The organism is Bradyrhizobium cosmicum, from assembly GCF_032290525.1.
Classification (GTDB): domain Bacteria; phylum Pseudomonadota; class Alphaproteobacteria; order Rhizobiales; family Xanthobacteraceae; genus Bradyrhizobium; species Bradyrhizobium cosmicum_A.
In genome coordinates this window covers 111,251-131,881 of sequence record NZ_JASXTA010000016.1, presented here as the reverse complement: position 1 = coordinate 131,881, position 20,631 = coordinate 111,251, and the positions used below count along the sequence as shown (strand labels likewise).

Annotated in this window: 16 protein-coding genes and 1 pseudogene; 13 read left to right on the top strand and 4 right to left on the bottom strand. The window is 64.1% G+C overall.

Annotated features, from left to right (window positions below; translation table 11 throughout):
* The first annotated feature begins 28 nt into the window (after positions 1-28).
* The 5 genes from glp (at position 29) to QSV46_RS26685 (ending at position 4,296) form a co-directional block, all read left to right on the top strand.
* On the top strand, positions 29-1,240 hold the full coding sequence (glp, locus tag QSV46_RS26705; RefSeq protein WP_314958450.1) for a gephyrin-like molybdotransferase Glp: 1,212 nt from the start codon (positions 29-31) through the stop codon (positions 1,238-1,240).
* Between the two features lie 175 nt (positions 1,241-1,415).
* The gene (gene lexA, locus QSV46_RS26700; RefSeq protein ID WP_158670475.1) at positions 1,416-2,117 is read left to right on the top strand and encodes a transcriptional repressor LexA; all 702 of its coding nucleotides are present in this window, start codon (positions 1,416-1,418) and stop codon (positions 2,115-2,117) included.
* 188 nt (positions 2,118-2,305) lie between these two features.
* Positions 2,306-2,506 (top strand): hypothetical protein, encoded by a 201-nt coding sequence (locus QSV46_RS26695; protein WP_314958447.1) that lies wholly within the window; start codon positions 2,306-2,308, stop codon positions 2,504-2,506.
* Between the two features lie 190 nt (positions 2,507-2,696).
* Positions 2,697-3,131, top strand: a complete 435-nt coding sequence (locus tag QSV46_RS26690; RefSeq protein WP_314958445.1) for a hypothetical protein — start codon at positions 2,697-2,699, stop codon at positions 3,129-3,131.
* A 223-nt stretch (positions 3,132-3,354) separates the two neighbouring features.
* Positions 3,355-4,296: a GAF domain-containing protein gene (locus QSV46_RS26685; protein WP_314958443.1), complete on the top strand. Its 942-nt coding sequence runs from the start codon at positions 3,355-3,357 to the stop codon at positions 4,294-4,296.
* 9 nt (positions 4,297-4,305) lie between these two features.
* Here QSV46_RS26685 and QSV46_RS26680 read toward each other — a convergent pair.
* From QSV46_RS26680 to QSV46_RS26665, 4 genes and pseudogenes are all read right to left on the bottom strand, one after another.
* Positions 4,306-6,584, bottom strand: a pseudogene (locus QSV46_RS26680) (ComEC/Rec2 family competence protein).
* A gap of 95 nt (positions 6,585-6,679) precedes the next feature.
* Positions 6,680-6,913 carry a DUF2171 domain-containing protein gene (locus QSV46_RS26675; RefSeq protein ID WP_314958442.1) on the bottom strand — a complete coding sequence of 78 codons (234 nt, stop codon included), beginning with the start codon at positions 6,911-6,913 and terminating at the stop codon, positions 6,680-6,682.
* An 89-nt stretch (positions 6,914-7,002) separates the two neighbouring features.
* Positions 7,003-7,389 carry a nuclear transport factor 2 family protein gene (locus tag QSV46_RS26670; RefSeq protein ID WP_314958439.1) on the bottom strand — a complete coding sequence of 129 codons (387 nt, stop codon included), beginning with the start codon at positions 7,387-7,389 and terminating at the stop codon, positions 7,003-7,005.
* A gap of 7 nt (positions 7,390-7,396) precedes the next feature.
* Positions 7,397-9,073: a glutamine--tRNA ligase/YqeY domain fusion protein gene (locus QSV46_RS26665; protein WP_314958436.1), complete on the bottom strand. Its 1,677-nt coding sequence runs from the start codon at positions 9,071-9,073 to the stop codon at positions 7,397-7,399.
* A gap of 156 nt (positions 9,074-9,229) precedes the next feature.
* On the opposite strand from QSV46_RS26665, the gene gltX reads away from it, so the two are divergent.
* The 8 genes from gltX (at position 9,230) to QSV46_RS26625 (ending at position 20,623) form a co-directional block, all read left to right on the top strand.
* Complete coding sequence (gltX, locus tag QSV46_RS26660; protein ID WP_314958433.1) at positions 9,230-10,657, top strand: glutamate--tRNA ligase; 1,428 nt, start codon at positions 9,230-9,232, stop codon at positions 10,655-10,657.
* A 156-nt stretch (positions 10,658-10,813) separates the two neighbouring features.
* Entirely contained in the window at positions 10,814-12,118 is a 1,305-nt protein-coding gene (gene gltA, locus QSV46_RS26655; protein ID WP_314958431.1) for a citrate synthase, read from the top strand.
* Between the two features lie 156 nt (positions 12,119-12,274).
* Complete coding sequence (locus QSV46_RS26650; protein ID WP_314958429.1) at positions 12,275-14,737, top strand: CHAT domain-containing protein; 2,463 nt, start codon at positions 12,275-12,277, stop codon at positions 14,735-14,737.
* 64 nt (positions 14,738-14,801) lie between these two features.
* Positions 14,802-16,124, top strand: a complete 1,323-nt coding sequence (locus QSV46_RS26645) for an alpha/beta hydrolase (RefSeq protein WP_314958427.1) — start codon at positions 14,802-14,804, stop codon at positions 16,122-16,124.
* A gap of 212 nt (positions 16,125-16,336) precedes the next feature.
* Positions 16,337-17,509, top strand: a complete 1,173-nt coding sequence (locus QSV46_RS26640; RefSeq protein ID WP_314958424.1) for an ROK family transcriptional regulator — start codon at positions 16,337-16,339, stop codon at positions 17,507-17,509.
* Positions 17,510-17,566: 57 nt separating this feature from the next.
* Positions 17,567-18,853, top strand: a complete 1,287-nt coding sequence (locus tag QSV46_RS26635) for an ABC transporter substrate-binding protein (protein ID WP_314958422.1) — start codon at positions 17,567-17,569, stop codon at positions 18,851-18,853.
* Complete coding sequence (locus tag QSV46_RS26630; RefSeq protein ID WP_314958421.1) at positions 18,850-19,773, top strand: sugar ABC transporter permease; 924 nt, start codon at positions 18,850-18,852, stop codon at positions 19,771-19,773. The genes QSV46_RS26635 and QSV46_RS26630 overlap by 4 nt, the downstream gene beginning before the upstream one ends.
* Positions 19,766-20,623: a carbohydrate ABC transporter permease gene (locus QSV46_RS26625; protein WP_314958420.1), complete on the top strand. Its 858-nt coding sequence runs from the start codon at positions 19,766-19,768 to the stop codon at positions 20,621-20,623. The genes QSV46_RS26630 and QSV46_RS26625 overlap by 8 nt, the downstream gene beginning before the upstream one ends.
* The last annotated feature ends 8 nt before the right edge of the window (positions 20,624-20,631 follow it).

The following is a 20,631-nucleotide window of genomic DNA, read 5'->3' as shown; positions in this document are numbered from 1 at the left end:
CGAACGGGCCCAGCAGGAGTTTTCACCCGTGGCCCTGATGCCGGTTTCTGACGCGCTTGCCGCTGTGCTGGCGGGTGCAGAGCCGCTGCCTGAAGAGATGATCGCGCTCGACGCGGCCTATCATCGCGTGCTCGCGCGCGACGTTGCGGCCCGGCGCACGCAGCCGCCGCAGGCGATGTCGGCGATGGATGGATATGCCGTGCGCGCCGCAGATGCGGCAAAGGTCGATGCCCAGCTCACGCTGATCGGCGAGGTGGCGGCCGGCCGGCCGTTTGCGGGAACGGTCGGCGCAGGCGAAGTGGTACGGATCTTCACCGGCGGTGTCGTTCCCGATGGCGCGGACGCGGTCGTGATCCAGGAGGACACGGTCGCCGACGGCAACCGCATCACGATCAAGGAAGCCGCCGTCGCCGGGCGGCACATCCGTCCCGCCGGCGTCGACTTCTCCGAGGGCGACGTGCTGCTGCGCAAGGGGACCCGGCTCACCGAGCGCGACATCGCGCTCGCCGCCGCCATGAACCACCCGCATCTCGCCGTCTGCCGCCGCCCGAGGGTCGCCATCCTCGCCACCGGCGACGAGCTGGCGATGCCGGGCACCACGCCCGGTCCCGGCCAGATCGTCTATTCCAACGGTTATGCCATGCACGCGCTCGCCCGCAGCGAGGGTGCCGAGACAATCGACCTCGGGATTGCCGCCGATACGCTGGAGGCCACCACCGCCGGCATCCGCCGCGCCCGCGACAGCGGCGCCGACATCCTGGTCACGATCGGCGGCGCGTCGGTCGGCGACCACGATCTGGTCCAGCGGGCGCTGAGGGACGAAGGCATCTCGATGGCGTTCTGGAAGATCGCGATGCGGCCGGGCAAGCCGATGATGAACGGGCAGCTGGGGGCGATGCGCGTGATCGGCCTGCCCGGCAATCCCGTGTCATCTTACGTTTGCGGTTTCTTGTTCCTGGTGCCGCTGATTCGCGCGCTCGCGGGTCGTTCAACGATTCATCACCGCCGCGAGCGCGCGGTGCTCGGCCGCGATATCGGTGCCAATGACCAGCGCGAGGATTACCTGCGTGCGCGCCTTGACGAGCGCGACGACGGTGCGCTGATTGCCCTTCCGGTCAATCACCAGGATTCCTCGCTGCTTGCGAATCTCGCTGCGGCACAAGCACTTCTCGTGCGCGCACCGTTCGCGCCAAAGGCCGAGGCCGGCACACCTTGCGAGGTGTTGCGACTGCCCGTCTGACCGCATCGTTCGCGTGCGTTCCGCCTACTTTGTCGCGTTCACGGTAAATTAAGCAGTTGCGGAACATGTATCGAACATATAGTGTCCGTTCATGATTTGTTTCGAGCGTGTAGCAGCTTATCGCTGGACTCACCGTCTCGGAATCGAACGACATCAACCGGGGGATTTGGTCGAGATGTTAACGCGCAAACAATACGAGCTCCTGCGGTTCATCAGCGAACGGCTGAAGGAAAGCGGTGTGCCGCCTTCCTTCGACGAGATGAAGGACGCGCTCGACCTGCGCTCGAAATCGGGCATCCATCGCCTGATCACCGCACTCGAGGAGCGCGGCTTCATTCGCCGCCTACCCAACCGCGCCCGTGCCATCGAGGTCATCAAGCTGCCGGAGCTCCAGGCGGCCGCCGGCAACCGCCGCGGCTTCACTCCGAGCGTCATCGAGGGCAATCTGGGCAAGGTGCGCGCGACCTCCAGCCCGCCTGCCGACGAGGGCGAGCGTCCCGTCGCGGTGCCCGTCATGGGCCGGATCGCGGCCGGTACGCCGATCGAGGCCTTGCAGACCCGCAGCCACACCATCAGCGTCCCGCCCGACATGCTCGGCTCGGGCGAGCATTACGCGCTCGAAGTGCGCGGCGATTCCATGGTCGAGGCTGGCATTCTCGACGGTGACATGGCGCTGATCCAGCGCAACGAGAGCGCCGACACCGGCGACATCGTCGTGGCGCTGATCGACGACGAGGAAGCCACCCTGAAGCGCTTCCGCCGCCGCGGCGCCTCGATCGCGCTCGAGCCTGCCAATGCGGCCTATGAGGTCCGCATCCTGCCGCCCAACCGGGTGAAGATCCAGGGCAAGCTGATCGGGCTGTACCGGAAGTACTGATACCGAAGGCACCTGCCAATCCGCGGCGATCATGATCGCTGTCAACGATCGGAGCGGACGATTGTCCGCTCCCGCTGGATAGTCTTTCTGGTTTCGCGCAGATTATCCGGCCCCTTCTCCGGCGCTACATCCTCGGCACGCCGCACCAGGCATCCATGCTTCGCGGCTTGAGAGACTGAGGAGACATCATGCGCAAGGTCATTCTGAGCACCGTCGCGGCGGCATTGATGGCAGCATCGGCGTCGCAAGCCTTCGCCGCACCTTCGCGTCACCATGTCCGCAAGGAGGCGGCGACCAGCGAGCAGGTTCGCAACGCGCGTAATGCGATCGATCGGCCCTCGCAGCCGGACTGGCGATACGCTGGTTGGTCGGCGCCGGCGGGGCGTTGACACGCGCGCCCCAAATGCTCGCGCGCAAGCTTTGTTCCTAAAGGATTCGGGAAAGATAATGTGATCGCGGCCTGCGGCGGCGAGCCGCAGATTTGCCTACAAGCGGGCAGAAGTTTTATGCTTCCACTCTGATAGAGGCCTGCGCCTCGACAAGAGGCGCGGGCCGCTATCGTCGCATGAGGAGCACCCGATGTGTGACTACAGCCTGCATGCCGTCGCGTCGCGTCCCGCCGAAGTCGGCGAGACGGTCGTCACGACAACCTTCCGCGGCACCTCGACGCGCGGCTTTGCCTCCGCGGCCGATCCGACCGTCGCGGTCTGCCTGCTGCCGGGAACGGAGCTCGCCTTCGCCGACAACGTGCGCTACGACAATCGCTGGATCTGGACGCGCACGGTCAACTCGCGTGTCGGCAAGTTCGGCAAGATCGATCCGCACATTCCCGACCGGCATCATGATGCGATCGAATTCCCCGATGGCAAATACGTGCTGGTGACGCAGCTCGTCGAAGGCCAGCGCGCGACCGTGCTGCAACTGCCCGTGACCCAACCGGTTGGCGAGCGCGAGCACAAGCCGCAGATCATCTCCGATAGCCAGCCGGCGAGTCCGCGCCTGCCGATCGGCTGACATAGCTCTCCGGCTCACAGGTCGGGACCGGGATTGAAATCGCCATCGCCGGCCGAGGCCGGCGAGGTGGATTGGTTTGAGTGTCCGGAATCCGGGCCGGCGGGATCAGCCCGCCACGTCTGCCCGCCGCACGAAGTTTGCGCTGTCCTGCCTGAATTTTGAACGTCCGTTCCGCAGCCAAATAGCCGATGCTGTTTGCGGCTCGAGGCGGCGGACACGTTCGATGAAAACCTTCATTCGCGTCGTTGAACTCTGGGTGCCTGACCGCACGCGCATGCGGCTGGAATTCGGCGGCGGCCTCTACGGCGAAGGGCTGTCCGCGTTCAAGGCCGTGAGCGAGTATTTGCGCTTCGGATATGACGAGGGCCTTCCCGGCAAGGCCTGGGCCAGCGGCCACCCCGTGATCCTCACCAAATTCGCCAATTCCTACTTCAAGCGGAGCGATCAGGCGCTCGCAGCCGGCCTCACCTGCGGCGTCGCGGTACCGGTGTTCGCCGGCGAATTCCTGCAAGCGGTGATGGTGCTGTTCTGCGGCGACGACGAGGCGCATGTCGGCGCGATCGAGCTCTGGCACAATGATGCCGAGATCTCCCACGAAATGGGACTCGTCGACGGTTATTACGGTGCGGCGGAGATGTTCGAATTCAACTCCCGCCACACCAAATTTCCGCGCGGCTTCGGCCTGCCCGGCCGCACCTGGAAAGCCGGACTGCCGCTGATCATCAAGGATCTGCACGATGCCAAAAGCTTTCTGCGCTGGGAGGACGCCGCCAAGGTCGGGATCAATCTCGGCGTCGGCGTGCCCTACCGGACCGGCACCGACCACACCTGGGTCCTGACTTTCCTGTCAGCGCAGGCAACCCCGATTGCGCGACGCTTCGAGATCTGGGTCCCGAACGAGGCCCGCACTGCGCTGGTATTCCGCGCCGGCGATTGCAGCGCGCAGACCGACCTCGCCGCCCTCTACGCAATCAAATTCATCACCAAGGGCGAGGGCAGCATCGGCGGAGCCTGGGCCACCGGCATGCCCGCGCTCAACGACGATCTCTCGGATGACGGCTCGATCGCGGGCTCGGAGGCCCGCGCATCCGGATTGACGCGGATGGTGGCCCTGCCGGTGATGGGGAGCGCAGCGTTGGACGCCATGCTGGTCTGGTATCTGTAGCCGATCCGCTCATTCCTCAGCTTGCAGGTCCGCCTCGGACGGTGTGGCGTCCCGGTTGCGGGAAGCGGCCGCCTGTGGCGCAAGGCTCGTCCCGAAATCACTCTCGCCGGCGGTCGCCGGCGACCACGGGCGGTCGGGGCCTTTCGCCTTCACCGCCTGGACGGCAAACCCGTTGCCACGCCGTGTCAGTGCCAGCGCGCCTTGCGCCGCCAGACGCGGCCGATCGATCACCATCGCCGCGCAATCCGGCGGCGCCAGCCTTGCCGTCACCACCAGCGCGGCCCGGCTGCAATCGTCAGCCAATGAATCGATGCGTAGGCCCAGCGCGACCAGACGGCCGTCGGCAAGCGGCGTCACGCAGCCGGCCTCGTCGCAGGACACGCCCTCGGCCAGCGAAGCACTGCCGGCATCGCGCGGATCGGCATCGGCAGCCAGCCACTGCTTCAGCAGAAAGCTGTCCTTGCTCGCCCGGATCAAATGCAGGCGCCCGTCCCCGCCACGCACCGCCACGCTCTGGCCGTCGCCGGCAATCAGGATGTCGGGCTGACGCGCCGACAGCCCCCACATGATCGCAACCATCAGCACCAGCGCGCCTGACCAGCGTAACGGTGTGCGCAACAAGCCCATCACGATGATTCCGAAGCTTGCCGCGATCAGCGGCGCGATGCCGAAAGCCGGGATGCGGCCAACTGCCCCCGGCAGCGATGCCACCCAGCGCGAGACCGCGATCATCCAGTCGATGCCGATCCCCATCAGCCACCAGAACACGCCATCGAGTCCGAACGGAGCTGCGAGCAGTCCGAGCAGCCCCGCCGGCATCACCAGCGCCGAGACCACCGGCATCGCGCCGAGATTGGCGAGCACGCCGAACGGCGTGACGCGATGGAAGTGGAACGCGGCATAGGGCGTGGTCGCAAGCCCCGCGATCAGCGAGGCCAGGAACAGCATCGCGATCTCGCGGCCGCCCCACATTGCGATCCGCGCGGTCGCCGAATGATCAGGGGATGCAAACAGGTTCGGCATGCCGATCTGCACCAGCGCAACCAGCCCCAGCGTCGCCGCAAACGACATCTGGAAGCTCGGATGCACCAGCGCTTCCGGCGCAACCGCCAGCACGATCAGGGCGGCCACGGCAAGCGTGCGGAAGGTGATGGCGCGGCGATCGACCATCACCGCGATCAGCACCACCGCCGTCATGAAGAACGATCTCTGCGTGGCGACCTCCGCGCCCGAGAGCAGCAGGTAGAACGCGGCCGCGACCAGCGCGGCGGCGGCCGACCATTTCTTGATGGGAAAGCCGACCGCCAGTCCCGGGACAAGGCCAGCAGCGCGCGCACCGCGAAGAAGACGACGCCGGCGACCACCGCCATGTGATAGCCGGAGATCGACAGCACGTGACCAAGACCCGAGATGAACATCGCGTCATTGACGGGCGTGGTGATGGCGTCGCGCCGGCCGGTCAGCAGCGCGGTCGCGATCGCGCGATTGTCACCCTCGAGCGTGGCGCGGATGCGCGCATCGATCGCATCGCGCAGGCCCTGCATGAAGGCGGCATAGCGCAGCCGCAAGCCACCGGGATCCGGCGGCACGGATGTCGCGATCGCGCCCATCACGAATCCTGACGCGCCGATACCCTGAAAGAACATGTCGCGCGAAAAGTCGTAGCTGCCGGGACGCACCGGCGAGATCGGCGGCATCAGCCGCGCCTTCAACTGCACGAAGCTGCCGACCTCGGGCGCCGTGCCCTTGCGCACCGACAGCCGGACACGCTCCAGCTTGACGTCGCTGCGCTGCGCCTCCATCGCGGTGACGCGCAGCACGAAGCGATCGGTGCGCTCGCGGATGTCGCGGGCCTCGACGAAGCCCGACAGAGAAACGGAATAGAGTGGCTTTGCCAGCACGGTGTGGGCGATGCGCGCCGTCTTCCAGGTCGCCACGGCAAAGCCGGCCGCCACCGCCGCAATCATGATTGCCGGGGCGAACAGCCGGGTCCTGCGCAGCACGAGGGCGCCAAGCATCAGCGCGACCGCCGTCGCGGCGACGACCCAAAGCACCGGCTCATGATCGGCGGCAAAGTAGAGCGCGATGCCGCCGCCGAAGGCGACCGGCACCCAGGGCAGCAGCCGCCCGGCACCGGTCTCGGCCCTGGCCCATTGGCGCAACGTCTCGACGATCGCGGGCCAGACGCCAAAGCCGGCCGGCACCAGGCCACCAGTCGGTGCGGCGCGGCCGACCGGCCACGTCCCGGCAACTCCCTGGGAGCGTACTGGCCGGCCTAACTCCGCCATTCCCCTGCACCTTACGATACGCGACGGGTGCAGAGGCTACCGGAACGTGCGGTTGCGCGAATAGCGGTACGGATCAGGAACGAAGCGATGCGCCCCTACTTTTCCTCTTCCATCGTCACGGCGACGTCCGCCTTGGCCGACAGCCGAACCTTGTTGCCCTCGACGTCGGCGACGAGCCCCTTGTCGATGAAGTGATGATGGCCCCTGTGGCTGCCCTCGCCGCTGTCCTTCTTGGTCAGCTTGATGCGGTTGCCCTCGACGCGGTCGACTGTTCCGACATGGACGCCGTCGGCGCCGATGACTTCCATATGCTCTGCGATGCTCTGCATGGTGGGATTCCCTATTGGAACCCCATCAACGCGCGGCGCGCACGTTGGTTCTCTCACGGCAATGACGAAGCTGTGTGCCGCCCGCCTGCTCAGATCAGCGGCGCTTTCGATGAAGCGTGGTGATTGACGATCTTCCAATCGCCATCCTCGCGGATGATGACCCAGCTCATCTTGACGACGAGATCGGGGCGTTCCCCGCCGAGATCGAACGAGATGGTTGCACCCATGTTGATCAGATCAGGACCGGCCTGCGCCATGTTCACCTCGGAAAACACAGCGCTCGGCCTATGCCAGCGCGGCAGGCCGTTGAAGTAGTCGGCGACGCCGTCCCTGCCCCGATAGAGCTTCGGGTTGGAGCCGAAGAAGAACGCGTTGTTCGAATAGAGCGACGACAGCGCGGCCGCATCGAGCGCCGCGAAGCCGGCGCACCATTTCGCGATGATGTCGGAAACGACGGCGTCGGATTCACTGCTCATGCGCGCATCAACCTTTCGCGACTTCCTTCGCGAACGTGTCGCGCAGGCCGATGGTGCGCGAGAACACCGGCTTGCCAGGCGTCGAGTCCTTGTCGCGCACGAAATAGCCCTGGCGCTCGAACTGCATCGGCTCGGTCGAATTGCTCTCGGCGACCGATGCCTCGATCCGTGCGTCCGACAAAATCTCAAGCGACTGCGGATTGAGATCGGCGGCGAAGTTCGCCGCGTCCGGGCTCGGGTTGGCGAACAGCTGGTTGTAGATGCGGATCTCGGCCGGCACCGAATTTGCCGCCGGCAGCCAGTGCATGGTGGCCTTGACCTTGCGGCCGTCGGGCGCGTTGCCGCCCTTGGTCGCGGGATCGTAGGTGCAGCGCAGCTCCACCACTTCGCCGGCATCGTTCTTGATCACGCCGGTGCACTTGACGAAATAGGCGTAGCGCAGCCGCACCTCGTTGCCGGGCGACAGACGGAAGAACTTCTTCGGCGGGTTCTCCATGAAATCGTCCTGCTCGATATAGAGCTCGCGGCCGAACGTGATCTTGCGCGTGCCGGCGCTGGGGTCGTCCGGGTGGTTGATCGCCTCGAGCTCCTCGGTCTGCCCTTCCGGATAATTCTCGATCACGACCTTGAGCGGCTTCAGCACGCCCATGCGCCGCTGCGCGGTGCGGTTCAGCTCCTCGCGGATGCAGAATTCGAGCATGCCGACGTCGACCACGCTGTTGGCCTTGGCCACACCGATGCGCTTGACGAATTCGCGAAGGGCCGCCGGCGGCACACCGCGGCGGCGCATGCCCGCCATGGTCGGCATGCGCGGATCGTCCCAGCCCGCGACATGGCCCTCGCGCACCAGCTGAGTCAGCACGCGCTTCGACAGCAGCGTGTAGGTCAGGTTGAGCCGCGCGAACTCGTACTGATGCGGCTTCGACGGCACCGGCAGTTTTTCGATGAACCAGTCGTAGAGCGGCCGGTGATCCTCGAACTCCAGCGTGCAGATCGAATGCGTGATGCCCTCGATCGCGTCCGACTGGCCGTGGGCATAATCGTAGCTCGGATAGATGCTCCACTTGGTCCCGGTACGCGGATGGTGCGCATGCAGGATGCGGTACAGCACGGGGTCGCGCAGGTTGATGTTGCCCGCCGCCATGTCGATCTTGGCCCGCAGCACGCGCGCACCGTTGGGGAATTCGCCCGCCTTCATGCGGCGGAACAGGTCTAGATTCTCGTCCACGCTGCGGTCGCGGAACGGCGAGTTCTTGCCGGGCTCGGTCAGCGTGCCGCGCGAGAGCCGGATCTCTTCCTGGCTCTGATCGTCGACATAGGCGAGCCCGTCGCGGATCAGCGTCTCCGCCCATTCGTAGAGGCGATCGAAATAATCCGAGGCGAAGAACAGGTTCTTGCCCCAGTCGAAGCCGAGCCAGCGCACGTCGGCCTGGATGGAATCGATGTATTCCTGCTCTTCCTTGACCGGGTTGGTGTCGTCGAAGCGCAGGTGGCAGCGGCCCGGAAACTCCTGGGCGATGCCGAAATTGAGCGCGATCGACTTGGCGTGGCCGATATGCAAATAGCCGTTCGGCTCCGGCGGGAACCGGGTCACGATCTCCTTGTATTTGGCCTGATCGAGGTCGGCCTGGATGATGTCACGAATGAAATCGCGCCCAACCTCAGTCGCCACCGGTTCTGTCATTACGAAAATCCTGTAGGGAAATCAGCGGCCCTTCTGCCAAATTCCCTTGGCTGAGCCAAGGGCTCAAGCAAGGCCTTAAGCGGTCCGCTGCCGGGGTTTAGTTATGCTCCGGTCCTGTTATATACCACCGCCTCCAATGCATAGGCCCTGCCAAGAATGACCTCCTCCGTCGTCACCCGCTTTGCTCCCTCCCCGACCGGCTTCCTCCATATCGGGGGTGCCCGCACGGCGCTGTTCAACTGGCTCTATGCGAAGAAGCACGGCGGCAAGATGCTGCTCCGGATCGAGGACACCGACCGGGAGCGCTCCACGGAGGCTGCGATCGGCGCGATTCTGGAGGGGCTGAAATGGCTGGAGCTTGGCTGGGATGGCGACGTCATCTACCAGTTCAGCCGCGCCGCCCGCCACCGCGAGGTCGCCGAGCAGCTGCTCGCCGACGGCAAGGCCTATCGCTGCTACGCCACGGCCGAGGAGCTCACCGCCATGCGCGAGAAGGCGCGCGCGGAGGGCCGCACCCGCCTCTATGACGGCCTGTGGCGCGACCGGGATCCGGCGACGGCCCCGGGCGACGTGAAGCCCACGATCCGCCTGCGCGCGCCTCAGACCGGCGAGACCGTGATCGAGGACCAGGTCCAGGGCCGCGTGGTCTGGCAGAACGAGAACCTCGACGACCTCGTCCTGTTGCGCGGCGATGGCAACCCGACCTACATGCTGGCAGTGGTCGTGGACGACCACGACATGGGCGTCACCCATGTGATCCGCGGCGACGACCACCTCATCAACGCCGCCCGCCAGAAGCAGATCTATGATGCGATGGGCTGGGCGCTGCCGAACATGTCCCACATCCCCCTCATTCACGGCCCGGACGGCTCGAAGCTGTCCAAGCGCCACGGCGCGCTCGGCGTCGATGCCTACCGCGCCATGGGATACCTTCCGGCCGCGCTCCGCAATTACCTCGTCCGGCTCGGCTGGAGCCATGGCGACCAAGAGATCTTCTCGACCGAGGAGATGATCGCTGCGTTCGACCTCGCCAGCGTCGGCCGTGCCGCCGCCCGCTTCGATTTCGCCAAGCTGGAAAACCTCAACGGCCACTACATCCGCCACGCCGACGATCAATCACTCGTGAAGATGTTCGAGGAAGTGCTCGACCATCTCGTGCCCAGCCGCGACGAGATCAAGGCCAAGTTGAATGACACCACGCGCGCGCAGCTTCTCAAGGCCATGCCGGCCCTGAAGGAGCGTGCCAAGACGCTGATCGAGCTGATCGACAGCGCCTATTTCATCTTCGCCGACCGCCCGCTGGCGCTCGATCCCAAGGCGGCAGCCCTGCTGACGCCCGAGAACCGCAAGCTGATCGGCCAGCTACATTCCGCGCTGGAGAAAGTCGAGACATGGAGCGGCGCCACCACGGAAGCCTCGCTGCGCGCGTTTGCCGAGGAAAATAGTCTCAAGCTCGGCGCGGTCGCCCAGCCGCTCAGGGCAGCGCTGACCGGACGAACGACGTCGCCTGGTATATTTGAGGTTTTGGACGTGCTGGGGCGCCAGGAAAGTTTGGGCCGGCTGAAGGACCAGGCTGAGGACTAGGCTAGACGTAAGTCGAGCATGCGCGGCGCCATCTTGCAGCGCACACAGCAATAATATACCCATCTCACCCGTACCTTCTGGAACATCCGGCCTGCCCCACCATGTCATCGGGGCCTTCCGGGTCCGGCCCGTTTCACCATACATCGGGGACCTCTGATGGACGCCAAACCAAGCAATAAGACCGCCACGCTGACGGTTGGAAACAAGAACTACGATCTCCCGATCCACAGCGGCAGCGTCGGGCCTGATGTCATCGATATCGGCAAGCTCTACGGCCAGTCCGGGCTGTTCACCTACGATCCCGGCTTCACCTCCACCGCGAGCTGCCAGTCCAAGATCACCTATATCGACGGCGACGCGGGCGTGCTGGAATACCGCGGCTATCCGATCGAGCAGCTTGCCGAGAACGGAGACTTCCTCGAGACCTGCTATCTCCTGCTCTACGGGAGCCTGCCGACCGCCTCGCAGAAGAAGGATTTCGACGATCGCGTGATCCATCACACGATGGTGCACGAACAGATGGCCCGCTTCTTCCAGGGCTTCCGCCGCGACGCCCATCCGATGGCCGTGATGGTAGCATCCGTCGGCGCGCTCGCCGCGTTCTACCACGACAGCACCGACATCAACGACCCGAAGCAGCGCATGATCGCGTCGATGCGCATGATCGCCAAGATCCCGACGCTGGCGGCGATGGCCTACAAATACACGATCGGCCAGCCCTTCGTGTATCCGAAGAACTCGCTGAAGTTCGCCGAGAATTTCCTGCACATGTGCTTCGCCGTGCCGTGCGAGGAGTACAAGATCAACCCGGTGCTGGCTGACGCGCTGGACAAGATCTTCATCCTGCATGCCGACCACGAGCAGAACGCCTCGACCTCGACGGTGCGTATCGCCGGCTCCTCCGGCGCCAACCCGTTCGCCTGCATCGCCGCCGGCATCGCCTGCCTGTGGGGCCCCGCGCATGGCGGCGCCAACGAAGCCGCGCTCGCGATGCTCGCCGAGATCGGCTCGGTGGACAAGATCCCCGAGTTCATCGCCAAGGTGAAGGACAAGAACAGCGAAGTCCGCCTGATGGGCTTCGGTCACCGCGTCTACAAGAACTACGATCCGCGCGCCAAGATCATGCAGAAGATGTGTCACGCCGTGCTCAAGGAGACCGGCCATGGCGACGATCCGATGCTGAAGGTGGCGATGGAGCTCGAGAAGATCGCGCTCAGCGACCAGTACTTCATCGACCGCAAGCTCTACCCGAACGTCGACTTCTATTCGGGCATCACGCTGAAGGCGATGGGCTTCCCGGTCTCGATGTTCACTGTGCTGTTCGCCGTCGCCCGCACCGTCGGCTGGATCAGCCAGTGGAGCGAGATGATCGAGGATCCGCAGCAGAAGATCGGCCGTCCGCGCCAGCTCTACACCGGCGTCACCCGCCGCGACTACGTCGCGATCAAGGATCGCAAGTAAGTTCGGACTCCATGGTCCTTGCCAACGGCGTCATCCCAACGGGTGACGCCGTTTTCATTGCGTGCGGTCCAGATCGCCGGCCGGCATCATTTTCTTTCTATTTACGCGAGTTTTCTGGCATCATGCATCCGTGGTCGCGAGCCCCGGAGACCGGTCATGTCCGCGAAGAGAGTAGCGCCCTCACGAGCGAAGGCCGGCAGCCGGAAAGCCAGGAGGCCCGCCAAGGCGCGAGCGCGGCGCCGCACGACCGACGCGACGGCCACCGACGCCGTCCAGAACCCGTCGCCCGCGCCCGCCGTCTCGCCTGAGTACGAGGTACGAATTCGCTATAGCGGCAACAGGGGCCTGGACGAGCTCGTCATTCCAATTGACGATCGGAAATTTTACCCGTCTGTCCAGCGCTGGCGCTACGTGATCGCCAACCGGCGACGGATCGTCCGTTCGACGCGCGACGACCTCAGCCGGGACCTTCAGAAGCTGATCAACGATCACGCTCGCATTTACGACGAAAGCCAGATCCTGTCGCGGATCAAGGAGATCGCAGCTGCCAAGCTCGTCGAGGTCAGAATCCCTTACAACGGGGAGAACGTCGGGTGGTCGGCAAGACTGTTCCCGTGGGAGAGCGCGCTGTGGTTGGCGACCGCGCCGTATCGCAGCGAGCCGAGCGAATTCGCCGTCGTCCGCCATCTCGTTGTTGAACCGCCATACAATCATCGGCTGACGCCTACGACAGCGCTCGCAGTTGACAGCGGCCCCGGAAAACTGCGCTCGCTCTACGAGTTCGCGCGAGAGATCGAGATGGTCACGGGCGCGCTGAAGGAAATTCAGACTGAGCCCCTTCGAGATCCCGACCGTCAAGGACTTCGCTCGAGGATCGAGGCTCTTTCTCCTTCGATCGTGCATCTTGTGGGTGTAGACCCAATGTCTCTGGTGGAGCAAAAGCTCATTGACCAACCGACCAACGAAGAGGACGGCTTTGTCCTCCGCGCGAGCCAGCAAGTAAGCCCCCAAGGAAACGCCCAAACTTATGACGCTGTGGGATCGGTCGACCTCGCCAATATTGTCACGGCCGGAGCGCGGAAACCCTTGCTGGTGGCAATCAGCAGCTGCTACAGCGCGCAGCGCATTGCTCCCCTTGCAACAGCGCAAGGCGCCCGGCACGCAATCGGTTTTGTCGATACCATTACCGATGCCGACGCCATGCTGTTCTTCAGCGTATTCTACCGAACCTTGACGCAGGACTGGAACGTCAAGGACGCTTTTCTTCGTGCCCGGCAACAGTGGATGTCCCAGGCCGGCAGCGACAACGAGCAGCGCTCGGGAGTCGCGCTTTGGAGTCAGGTTTCGCTCCTCGACAGCCCTCAGGCTGGAACGATCGCGGGGCGCCATGCGCCGTCGAAAAGAGCCGCGAGGGGCGGCGCGACCCACCGGGACCTCAAGCTCGACATCACTTTGGTCCAGGACAAGTCGATTCCTGGCCGCATGCGCAAAACCTCGAGCGCGAGCTTGAACTACTCGTTGCTTCATAACGACCGCCCGCCCTTCAGTATCTTCACGGTCCACAAGACCAAGGCGGGTCCGCTCGACCTGCTTCAAGTGGAAATCGTGCTGGAAGTCGGCACGGAATCATGCCGCTGCCGCTTCTCGGAGGAGCTGCCCGAGGAAGACGCCACGCTCGACCTTCTCGACAAGATCCGGCTTCCCCTCGTTGCGGGCATGCTGCGGCAGACAAGCGAGAGCTTGAGAAGCAATCTCTATATCAAGGTCCAATGCGGCGACCGGATATTGCGCGAGTCCAGCGAGCGCGTGACCGTGCTTCCGGCAGACGAATGGCGGGACGACGGCGAGGACCATCGCTGGCTGCCGAGCTTCGTTCTGCCTCGAGACCCGACGGTGCTGAAGGTCGTCGCCTGTGCGCAGCGTTATCTGCAAACATTGCTCGATGACTGTTCCGCCGGCTTCGACGGCTATCAGCAGGTGCTTGAAGACGACTCCAATGCGCCCAACGTGGTCGATCCTCAAGTGCAAGCGATCTGGGCGGCCCTCCAGCACGATCTGCCCGTCAGCTATATCAACCGGCCGCCATCCTACACGAGCCAGTCGCAGCGGCTTCGAACGCCGACTGAGATCTTTAAGGGAAATGCAGCGACCTGCATCGATCTTGCGCTTCTGTTCGCATCCTGCCTGGAATTCGTCGGCATCTATTCGTCGGTATTCCTGATTACCGGACACGCATTTCCGGCCTACTGGAGAAGCAACAAGGCCTGGTGGCGCATGAAGAGCTTCCGATTCGACCAGAACGAGCAGCAACTGCCTGGGCAGATCGGCCGAAGTCAGGATGGCTTCACCAGCACGGTCCAGTCGACGAATACCAAGGGCCAGACCGAGAGCTGGATGTTCACCGGTACCGACAATCTCGCGGAGCTCCTGAGCTACGTGCAGAAAGGTGAACTCGTGCCATTCGAGAGCACCTTTGTCACAGCGCGGAAGGGTTTCTTTCAGGCCCTGGAGCGGGGCGCGAGCAATCTCCATCCGCAGAGCTTCGACGCAATGATCGACATTCAATCCGCCCGCGGCGAAAGCGTTACCCCACTTCCCTTGCTGGACCGACTTGGCTAGCGCCGGCGACAAACACGGAGCCCGCATGACTACGCCCCCTCCTTTCGACGATTGGCTCGCCTCGATGCCGGAAATCGAAGGCGTCCGGCCGGTCGATCGGCTGACAGACGTGATGCGGATGCAATCCTACCGGCCGACTTATCGGCGCCAGCGCCCGCCGACCGATCCGACGGACCGGATGCCAGAGCAGCAGATCATTTCACTCGTGCGCGACGGCGGGATCCTGAGATGGCGCCTCGGCGCCGCCATTCCCATGATGTCCAGTCGCGCCGGATCGCGCGCCGCGCTCCCGACGGGACAAATCGTAAAGCAATACGCCTTTGAGACTCTCGAAACATCGCAGGTCTATGATGCGCTCCTCAAGCTCGACAGGACGCTGACACCGGATGCGTCCTATGCGGTCAAACCATCGACGGGCCTCAGTCGGCTCGTGCAAGGCCAGCTCCAGCCGCTGACACTGGCGGACGTGCCTCAAGTTGCAGGCAAGCGTGTATTGTTGCTGATCCATGGGACGTTCAGCGGATCTGCAGCTCTCATCAACAATGGACTGGCAAAGATTCCCGAGGGGCAACAGCTGCTGACGAGAGCGCAGGCGAAGTATGACTTCGTGCTCGCCTACGACCACCCGACGCTCAGCGTGAGCCCGGTGATGAATGCCTTCGATCTGGCCGCGTTGTTGCGACCGGCGCCGAAGGAACTCGACATCGTCTGCCATAGCCGCGGCGGGCTCGTGGCCCGTTGGCTGTGCGAAGGATTTTGCGAGCCAGCGCTGAAGCGCAGGGTGATTTTCGTCGGCTCGCCGCTGGGTGGCACCAGCTTGGCGGCTGCTCCGCGTCTGCGTAGCACGCTTGACCTCTTGACGAACATCGCAGACGTCCTGCGGGCTGGCGCGGATCTCGCCGCCGCCAACCCCTTCTTCCTCGCAGCGAGCGGATTGCTGCGGGTGTTCAGCACCGTCACTAACCTCGCCGCCAAGACACCGGTATTCGATGCCGCGCTGGCTCTCGTTCCCGGGCTCGATGCACAGTCACGGACCGGCAACAACGAGGAGATCCGCCGGCTGCGCATGAATACCGGGAGCGGCGAGTTTGGCGCCCTGCCGATCCAGTACTTCGCGATCAAATCGAATTTCGAGCCGACGGAGATCGGCTGGAATTTCCTCCGGATCTTCTCCAAGCCGATGCAACGTCTCGGCGACCTCGGAGCCGACATCATTTTCGAGGCCGAAAACGACCTGGTCGTCGACACCTCGTCGATGTCCGAAGTCGCGGACCTGCGCCAGGTGCAGATCGTCCATGATTTCGGCACGAACCCCAACGTGCACCACACCAACTATTTCGTTCAGAAGGAAACGGCTGCGGCTATCGCACAGGCGTTTACGATCTGACACGCGTGACGATATCGCGTCATCGCGGGACATCTTCACCGATTTTCTCACGTCATCGCAGCAGCTCGGAACAGACGTCGGCGAGCCCTAGCGACCGGTTTCGCTGCCACGCACAACATCAAGTCAGCGGATTTAACCGCAAGTGTCTTGACAGTCGAAACACTCCGCGCGCAAATTCTTACACTAAGTAAGAATGACGACAGGGATGGAAAATGCCGGAGCAGCCGAGAAGTCGGCGGCAGACGCGTGCTGCCATTTTGACTCATTTGCTCCAGTCCGGTGGCTCGTTCCGGCCGCCGCTGGCCAAGGCCGTTCGCCTGTCCGAGGCGAGCTTGTCGCGCATTCTGTTCGACCTGAAAGCCGAAGGCCTGATCGAGGAAGTCAGGCGCCCTGCCCCTTATGTCGGCGGCCCGACGGGCCTCGTCTCGCTCGACGGCTCGGTGGCGCTCGCGGCGCTCGAGCTGAACAGTCAGTGGCTCAGCGTCGGCGTGGGCGGCCTGTCGGGCGAGCTGCAGTACGCCGAGCGTCTGTCGCTGCCAAAGAAGGCGACCGTCGAAGCCGTCGGCCGGGTGTTTCGCGAAGCGCTCACCTTGCTGCGCGACTGGACGCGCCGCCGCCGCATCACGCTTGCGCAGATCGGCATCACCATTCCCGGACTCGGCCGCTTGAGCGAGCTTGGCAATCCGATCATTCCCTGCGACGTCGAACGTATCGGCGACATGTTCGGCGCGATGTTTGCCAGCGTGCCGATCGAGTTCACCAACTCGGTCGTCGCGCATGCCATTTTTCACCGCTGCCGCACGCAAGACTATCCATTCAGCGGCGCGCATCTCTTCGTCTTTGTCGGCCAGGGCGTTGCGGGCACGTGGATGGACGACCCGACTGAGACCGATGCCCTGCAGCCGGTCGAGCTCGGTCATATGGTGTTCAATACCGACGGCCCGCGTTGCCGCTGCGGTCATCATGGCTGCGTCGAGGCCTATACGTCGCTTCCGGCCCTCGCCGAGCTCCTTGGCGTGACCGAGGCCGAATTGCTCCAGCCCGGCAACGATTGGGGGAGCACGATCCCGCTGTCGTCGCGCGCGCGCCAGGAGTTGCGCGCTCGGCTGTTCAGGCTTGGTCTCGCCATCGGCAACACGCTCAACGTGAAGCCGTGCAACGGCGTTGCGATCAGCGGCTGGCCATCTCTTCTCGCTGAAGAGGATCGCAAGGCGGTGGTCGAAGGGATCGACGCCTGCCTGCTGGGCGGGCGGAAACTGGCGCAGGTGTCGCTTGCCTTCGTGCCGCCCTCGAACGGCAACGATCCGCAGGCCGCGCTCGCCTTCGCCGCGTTTTGTCTCGCCGGCCGTGGCGGCATGCCCGCGGCCTCAACGGAGGCCGCCTGACATGCGCTGAGCCGCGCGGCCTCGACACGCAAGAAGTTCACACCGGGAGGAACTGCCATGCCGATCACAACAACAAGGCGCCGTCTGCTCGCTGGATCTGCTGCCGCACTCGCACTGCCGGCGTTCGCCCGCGCACAAGGCGCGGTCAAGCCGCGCCTGACCGCGATCTCGCAATGGTCCGCGGGCAGCGATGGGGCGGCCATCACCGCGCTCGGCAAGAAGTTCGAGGAGAAAGGCGGAGTCTGGCAGCACTCGCCCGTCCCCGGGTTCACCACGGAGATGATGAACAAGCTGCGTGCCCAGATCATCGCCGGCGATCCGCCGGCCTGTTCGCAGCTCAAGGGCCCTGAGATTGCGGCGTGGTCGAAGATCGCCCCGACCGTCGATCTTGATGCTGTCGTCGCTGCCGCCGGTTACGAAAAGGTTGTCGCGCCAGACCTTGCAAAATTGCACAAGCCGGGCGGCAAGTGGATTGCGCTGCCGCTGCAGATCTACAGCACCAACATGCTGTTCCTGTCCAAACGCGCGATGGACAAGGCCAAGGCCGACAAGATCCCCGTCACCTGGGCCGAGTTCAATGATCTCGCCGACAAGATGAAATCAGGCGGCGTCGCATATCCCGTCGCCAACGGCGGCACCCGCCCCGACGATGGGCAGAAGTTCGAGGCCGCTTTGGCGGGCATCAGTCCCGCCGTATACCGCGCGGCCGTCATGAATCTCGACGACAAGGCCCTGAAGGCGCCTGAGATCAAAGCTGCGTTCGCGCAGGTCCGCAAGATCGCCGACTGGATGGACCCCAATGTCGGCGCCCAACATTTTTCGACCAACCTGAAGCGCTTCGTCGACGGCGACATGGGCATGATGATCATGGGGGGCTGGGCGCAGGGCGTGTTGCGCAACGCCGGCTTCAAGTTCGACGACTTCATGATCGCCCCGGGCCCGAGCGACAATGGCAAGCCGGTCTTCCTGTTGAATGCCGACGCCTTCATCTTCTGGCAGCGCAAGGAGCCCGACCTGCAAGCCGGCCAGACGCTGATGGCGCAGCTCGTCATGGATCCGGCGATTCAGACAATGTATTCGCAGATCACCGGATCGATCCCCGTGCGCACCGATGTCGATCTGTCCGGTGAAGGCTGGTCGGACGGTCAACGGCGGACCGCAGCAGCCCTGAAAGACGCGATCGCCAGCAATCAAGCCGTCCTCAGTCTCGCGCACAACATGGCGCAGGAAAACGGCATGACCGCAGCGATGATCGACGTGATCACGGAATACGTGAAGAACAAGACCATCAAGCCGGAGCAAGCGGCCACACGCCTCGCCGAGGCCGTCGAGAGCTCACGTTGACCATCGCCGCCTCGACAAGACCGGGCCGGCCGGCGGCCCCCAACTGGGTACGCCGGCTGCCCGAATATTTGACGATCTGGGTGCCGCTGCTGTTGTCCGCCGCGCATCTCATTGCGTTTACGCTGTGGACGATCTGGATATCGTTCACACCGTCCACTCTGGTCCCGGTCTCGGGCTGGGTCGGTTTACGCAACTATTCCGCGGTTGCGGCATCGCGAAACTGGCAGATCGCCTTGGACAATCTGCTGTTGTTCGGCAGCGCCTTCGTGTTGCTGAGTCTGGTGACTGGCCTCGTCCTTGCCATTCTGCTCGATCAGCGCATTCGCGGCGAGAACGTGCTGCGCTCGATCTTCCTCTATCCGCTGGCGGTGTCGTTCGTGGTCACCGGCACGGTCTGGAGCTGGCTGCTCAATCCCGGCCTTGGAATCCAGAAGCTGGTCCACGACCTCGGTTGGACCTCCTTCCGGTTCGACTGGCTGATCGACCGCGATATGGCCATCTGGACCATCGTGATCGCTGCGATCTGGCAGTCCTCCGGCTTCGCCATGGCGCTGTTCCTCGCCGGCCTCCGTTCCGTCGATGCCGACCTGATCAAGGCCGCGCAGATCGACGGCGCCGGACCTGTCAGGATGTACCGGCGTGTCATCCTGCCGACGCTTTGGCCGATCACCATTACCGTCATCGTCATCCAGCTGCAGTTCGCGATCTCGACCTTCGACCTCGTCCGCGCGCTCACCAATGGCGGGCCCGGTATCGCGACCCAGCTGCCTGCACTTGTCGTCTATGACCTGATGTTCCAGCGCAGCCTGCTCGGACGCGGAGCGGCGGCAGCCGTCCTCATGTTGGTCATTCTTCTCGCCGTGCTGCTGCCGTATGCAGCCTGGCGCTATGTCCGGCGGCGGCGGGCAATCCATGCGTGAGCGAACCTTCGCACCAAGCCGGATTCTGATCTATCTCATCGTTTCGCTGGTCGCTGTCGCATGGCTCGCGCCGCTCGCCGTCGTCGTGCTGAATTCGCTCCGCACCAACGAGGAGATCGCGCAGGGTTCGATGATCGGCTGGCCGCAACATCTGGCCTGGAGCAATTACGCAACGGCCTGGAGCGGATTCTGCGTCGCCGAGACCTGCGCGGGCATCCGGCCGTATATGCTGAATTCCGCGCTCGTGACCATTCCCGCAACGATCTTCTCCACCCTGCTTGGAGCGATCGCCGGTTACGCGATTTCGCTCTGGCGATTTCGCGGCGATAGCTGGATTTACGGGATCGTCACGCTCGGCATCTTCCTTCCGCAGCAGATGCGTTTGCTGCCCTGGACCATCGTGCTGCGCGATACCGGCCTGATGAACACGCTCACGGGCCTCGTCGTGATCCACACGATCCAGGGACTCTCCTTCACCACGCTGTTCTGCCGAAACTACTATGTCGCCATTCCACATGAATTGATCAGGGCTGCGCGCATCGATGGCGCCGGATTCTTCCGTATTTTCTGGCGCATCATCCTGCCGCTCTCGCCGCCCATCCTGGTCGTCACCGTGATCTGGCAGTTCACGCATATCTGGAACGAATTCCTCTATGGCGTGACGTTCACGACCGGCCAGCAGCAGCCGGTCACCGCCGCGCTGATCGCGCTCTCCGCCGCGGTCGCCGACATCCCGCAACATGGTGTGCAGAGCGCCGCGGTGATGATCGCCGCCCTGCCGACCTTGTTGATCTATCTGGTCGGCGGCAAGTACTTCGTACGCGGCCTGACCGCCGGCGCCGTAAAATGATGGATTTG

Excerpts from the sequence above, each read along its gene's own strand:
- QSV46_RS26640 (WP_314958424.1), top strand. The coding sequence starts at position 16,337 with ATGCCGGAGCAGCCGAGAAGTCGGCGGCAGACGCGTGCTGCCATTTTG.
- gltX (WP_314958433.1), top strand. The coding sequence starts at position 9,230 with ATGACCTCCTCCGTCGTCACCCGCTTTGCTCCCTCCCCGACCGGCTTC.
- QSV46_RS26665 (WP_314958436.1), bottom strand. The coding sequence starts at position 9,073 with ATGACAGAACCGGTGGCGACTGAGGTTGGGCGCGATTTCATTCGTGAC.
- QSV46_RS26685 (WP_314958443.1), top strand. The coding sequence starts at position 3,355 with ATGAAAACCTTCATTCGCGTCGTTGAACTCTGGGTGCCTGACCGCACG.
- QSV46_RS26645 (WP_314958427.1), top strand. The coding sequence starts at position 14,802 with ATGCCGGAAATCGAAGGCGTCCGGCCGGTCGATCGGCTGACAGACGTG.
- QSV46_RS26635 (WP_314958422.1), top strand. The coding sequence starts at position 17,567 with ATGCCGATCACAACAACAAGGCGCCGTCTGCTCGCTGGATCTGCTGCC.
- QSV46_RS26625 (WP_314958420.1), top strand. The coding sequence starts at position 19,766 with ATGCGTGAGCGAACCTTCGCACCAAGCCGGATTCTGATCTATCTCATC.
- QSV46_RS26695 (WP_314958447.1), top strand. The coding sequence starts at position 2,306 with ATGCGCAAGGTCATTCTGAGCACCGTCGCGGCGGCATTGATGGCAGCA.
- QSV46_RS26670 (WP_314958439.1), bottom strand. The coding sequence starts at position 7,389 with ATGAGCAGTGAATCCGACGCCGTCGTTTCCGACATCATCGCGAAATGG.
- QSV46_RS26650 (WP_314958429.1), top strand. The coding sequence starts at position 12,275 with ATGTCCGCGAAGAGAGTAGCGCCCTCACGAGCGAAGGCCGGCAGCCGG.
- lexA (WP_158670475.1), top strand. The coding sequence starts at position 1,416 with ATGTTAACGCGCAAACAATACGAGCTCCTGCGGTTCATCAGCGAACGG.
- gltA (WP_314958431.1), top strand. The coding sequence starts at position 10,814 with ATGGACGCCAAACCAAGCAATAAGACCGCCACGCTGACGGTTGGAAAC.
- QSV46_RS26675 (WP_314958442.1), bottom strand. The coding sequence starts at position 6,913 with ATGCAGAGCATCGCAGAGCATATGGAAGTCATCGGCGCCGACGGCGTC.
- QSV46_RS26690 (WP_314958445.1), top strand. The coding sequence starts at position 2,697 with ATGTGTGACTACAGCCTGCATGCCGTCGCGTCGCGTCCCGCCGAAGTC.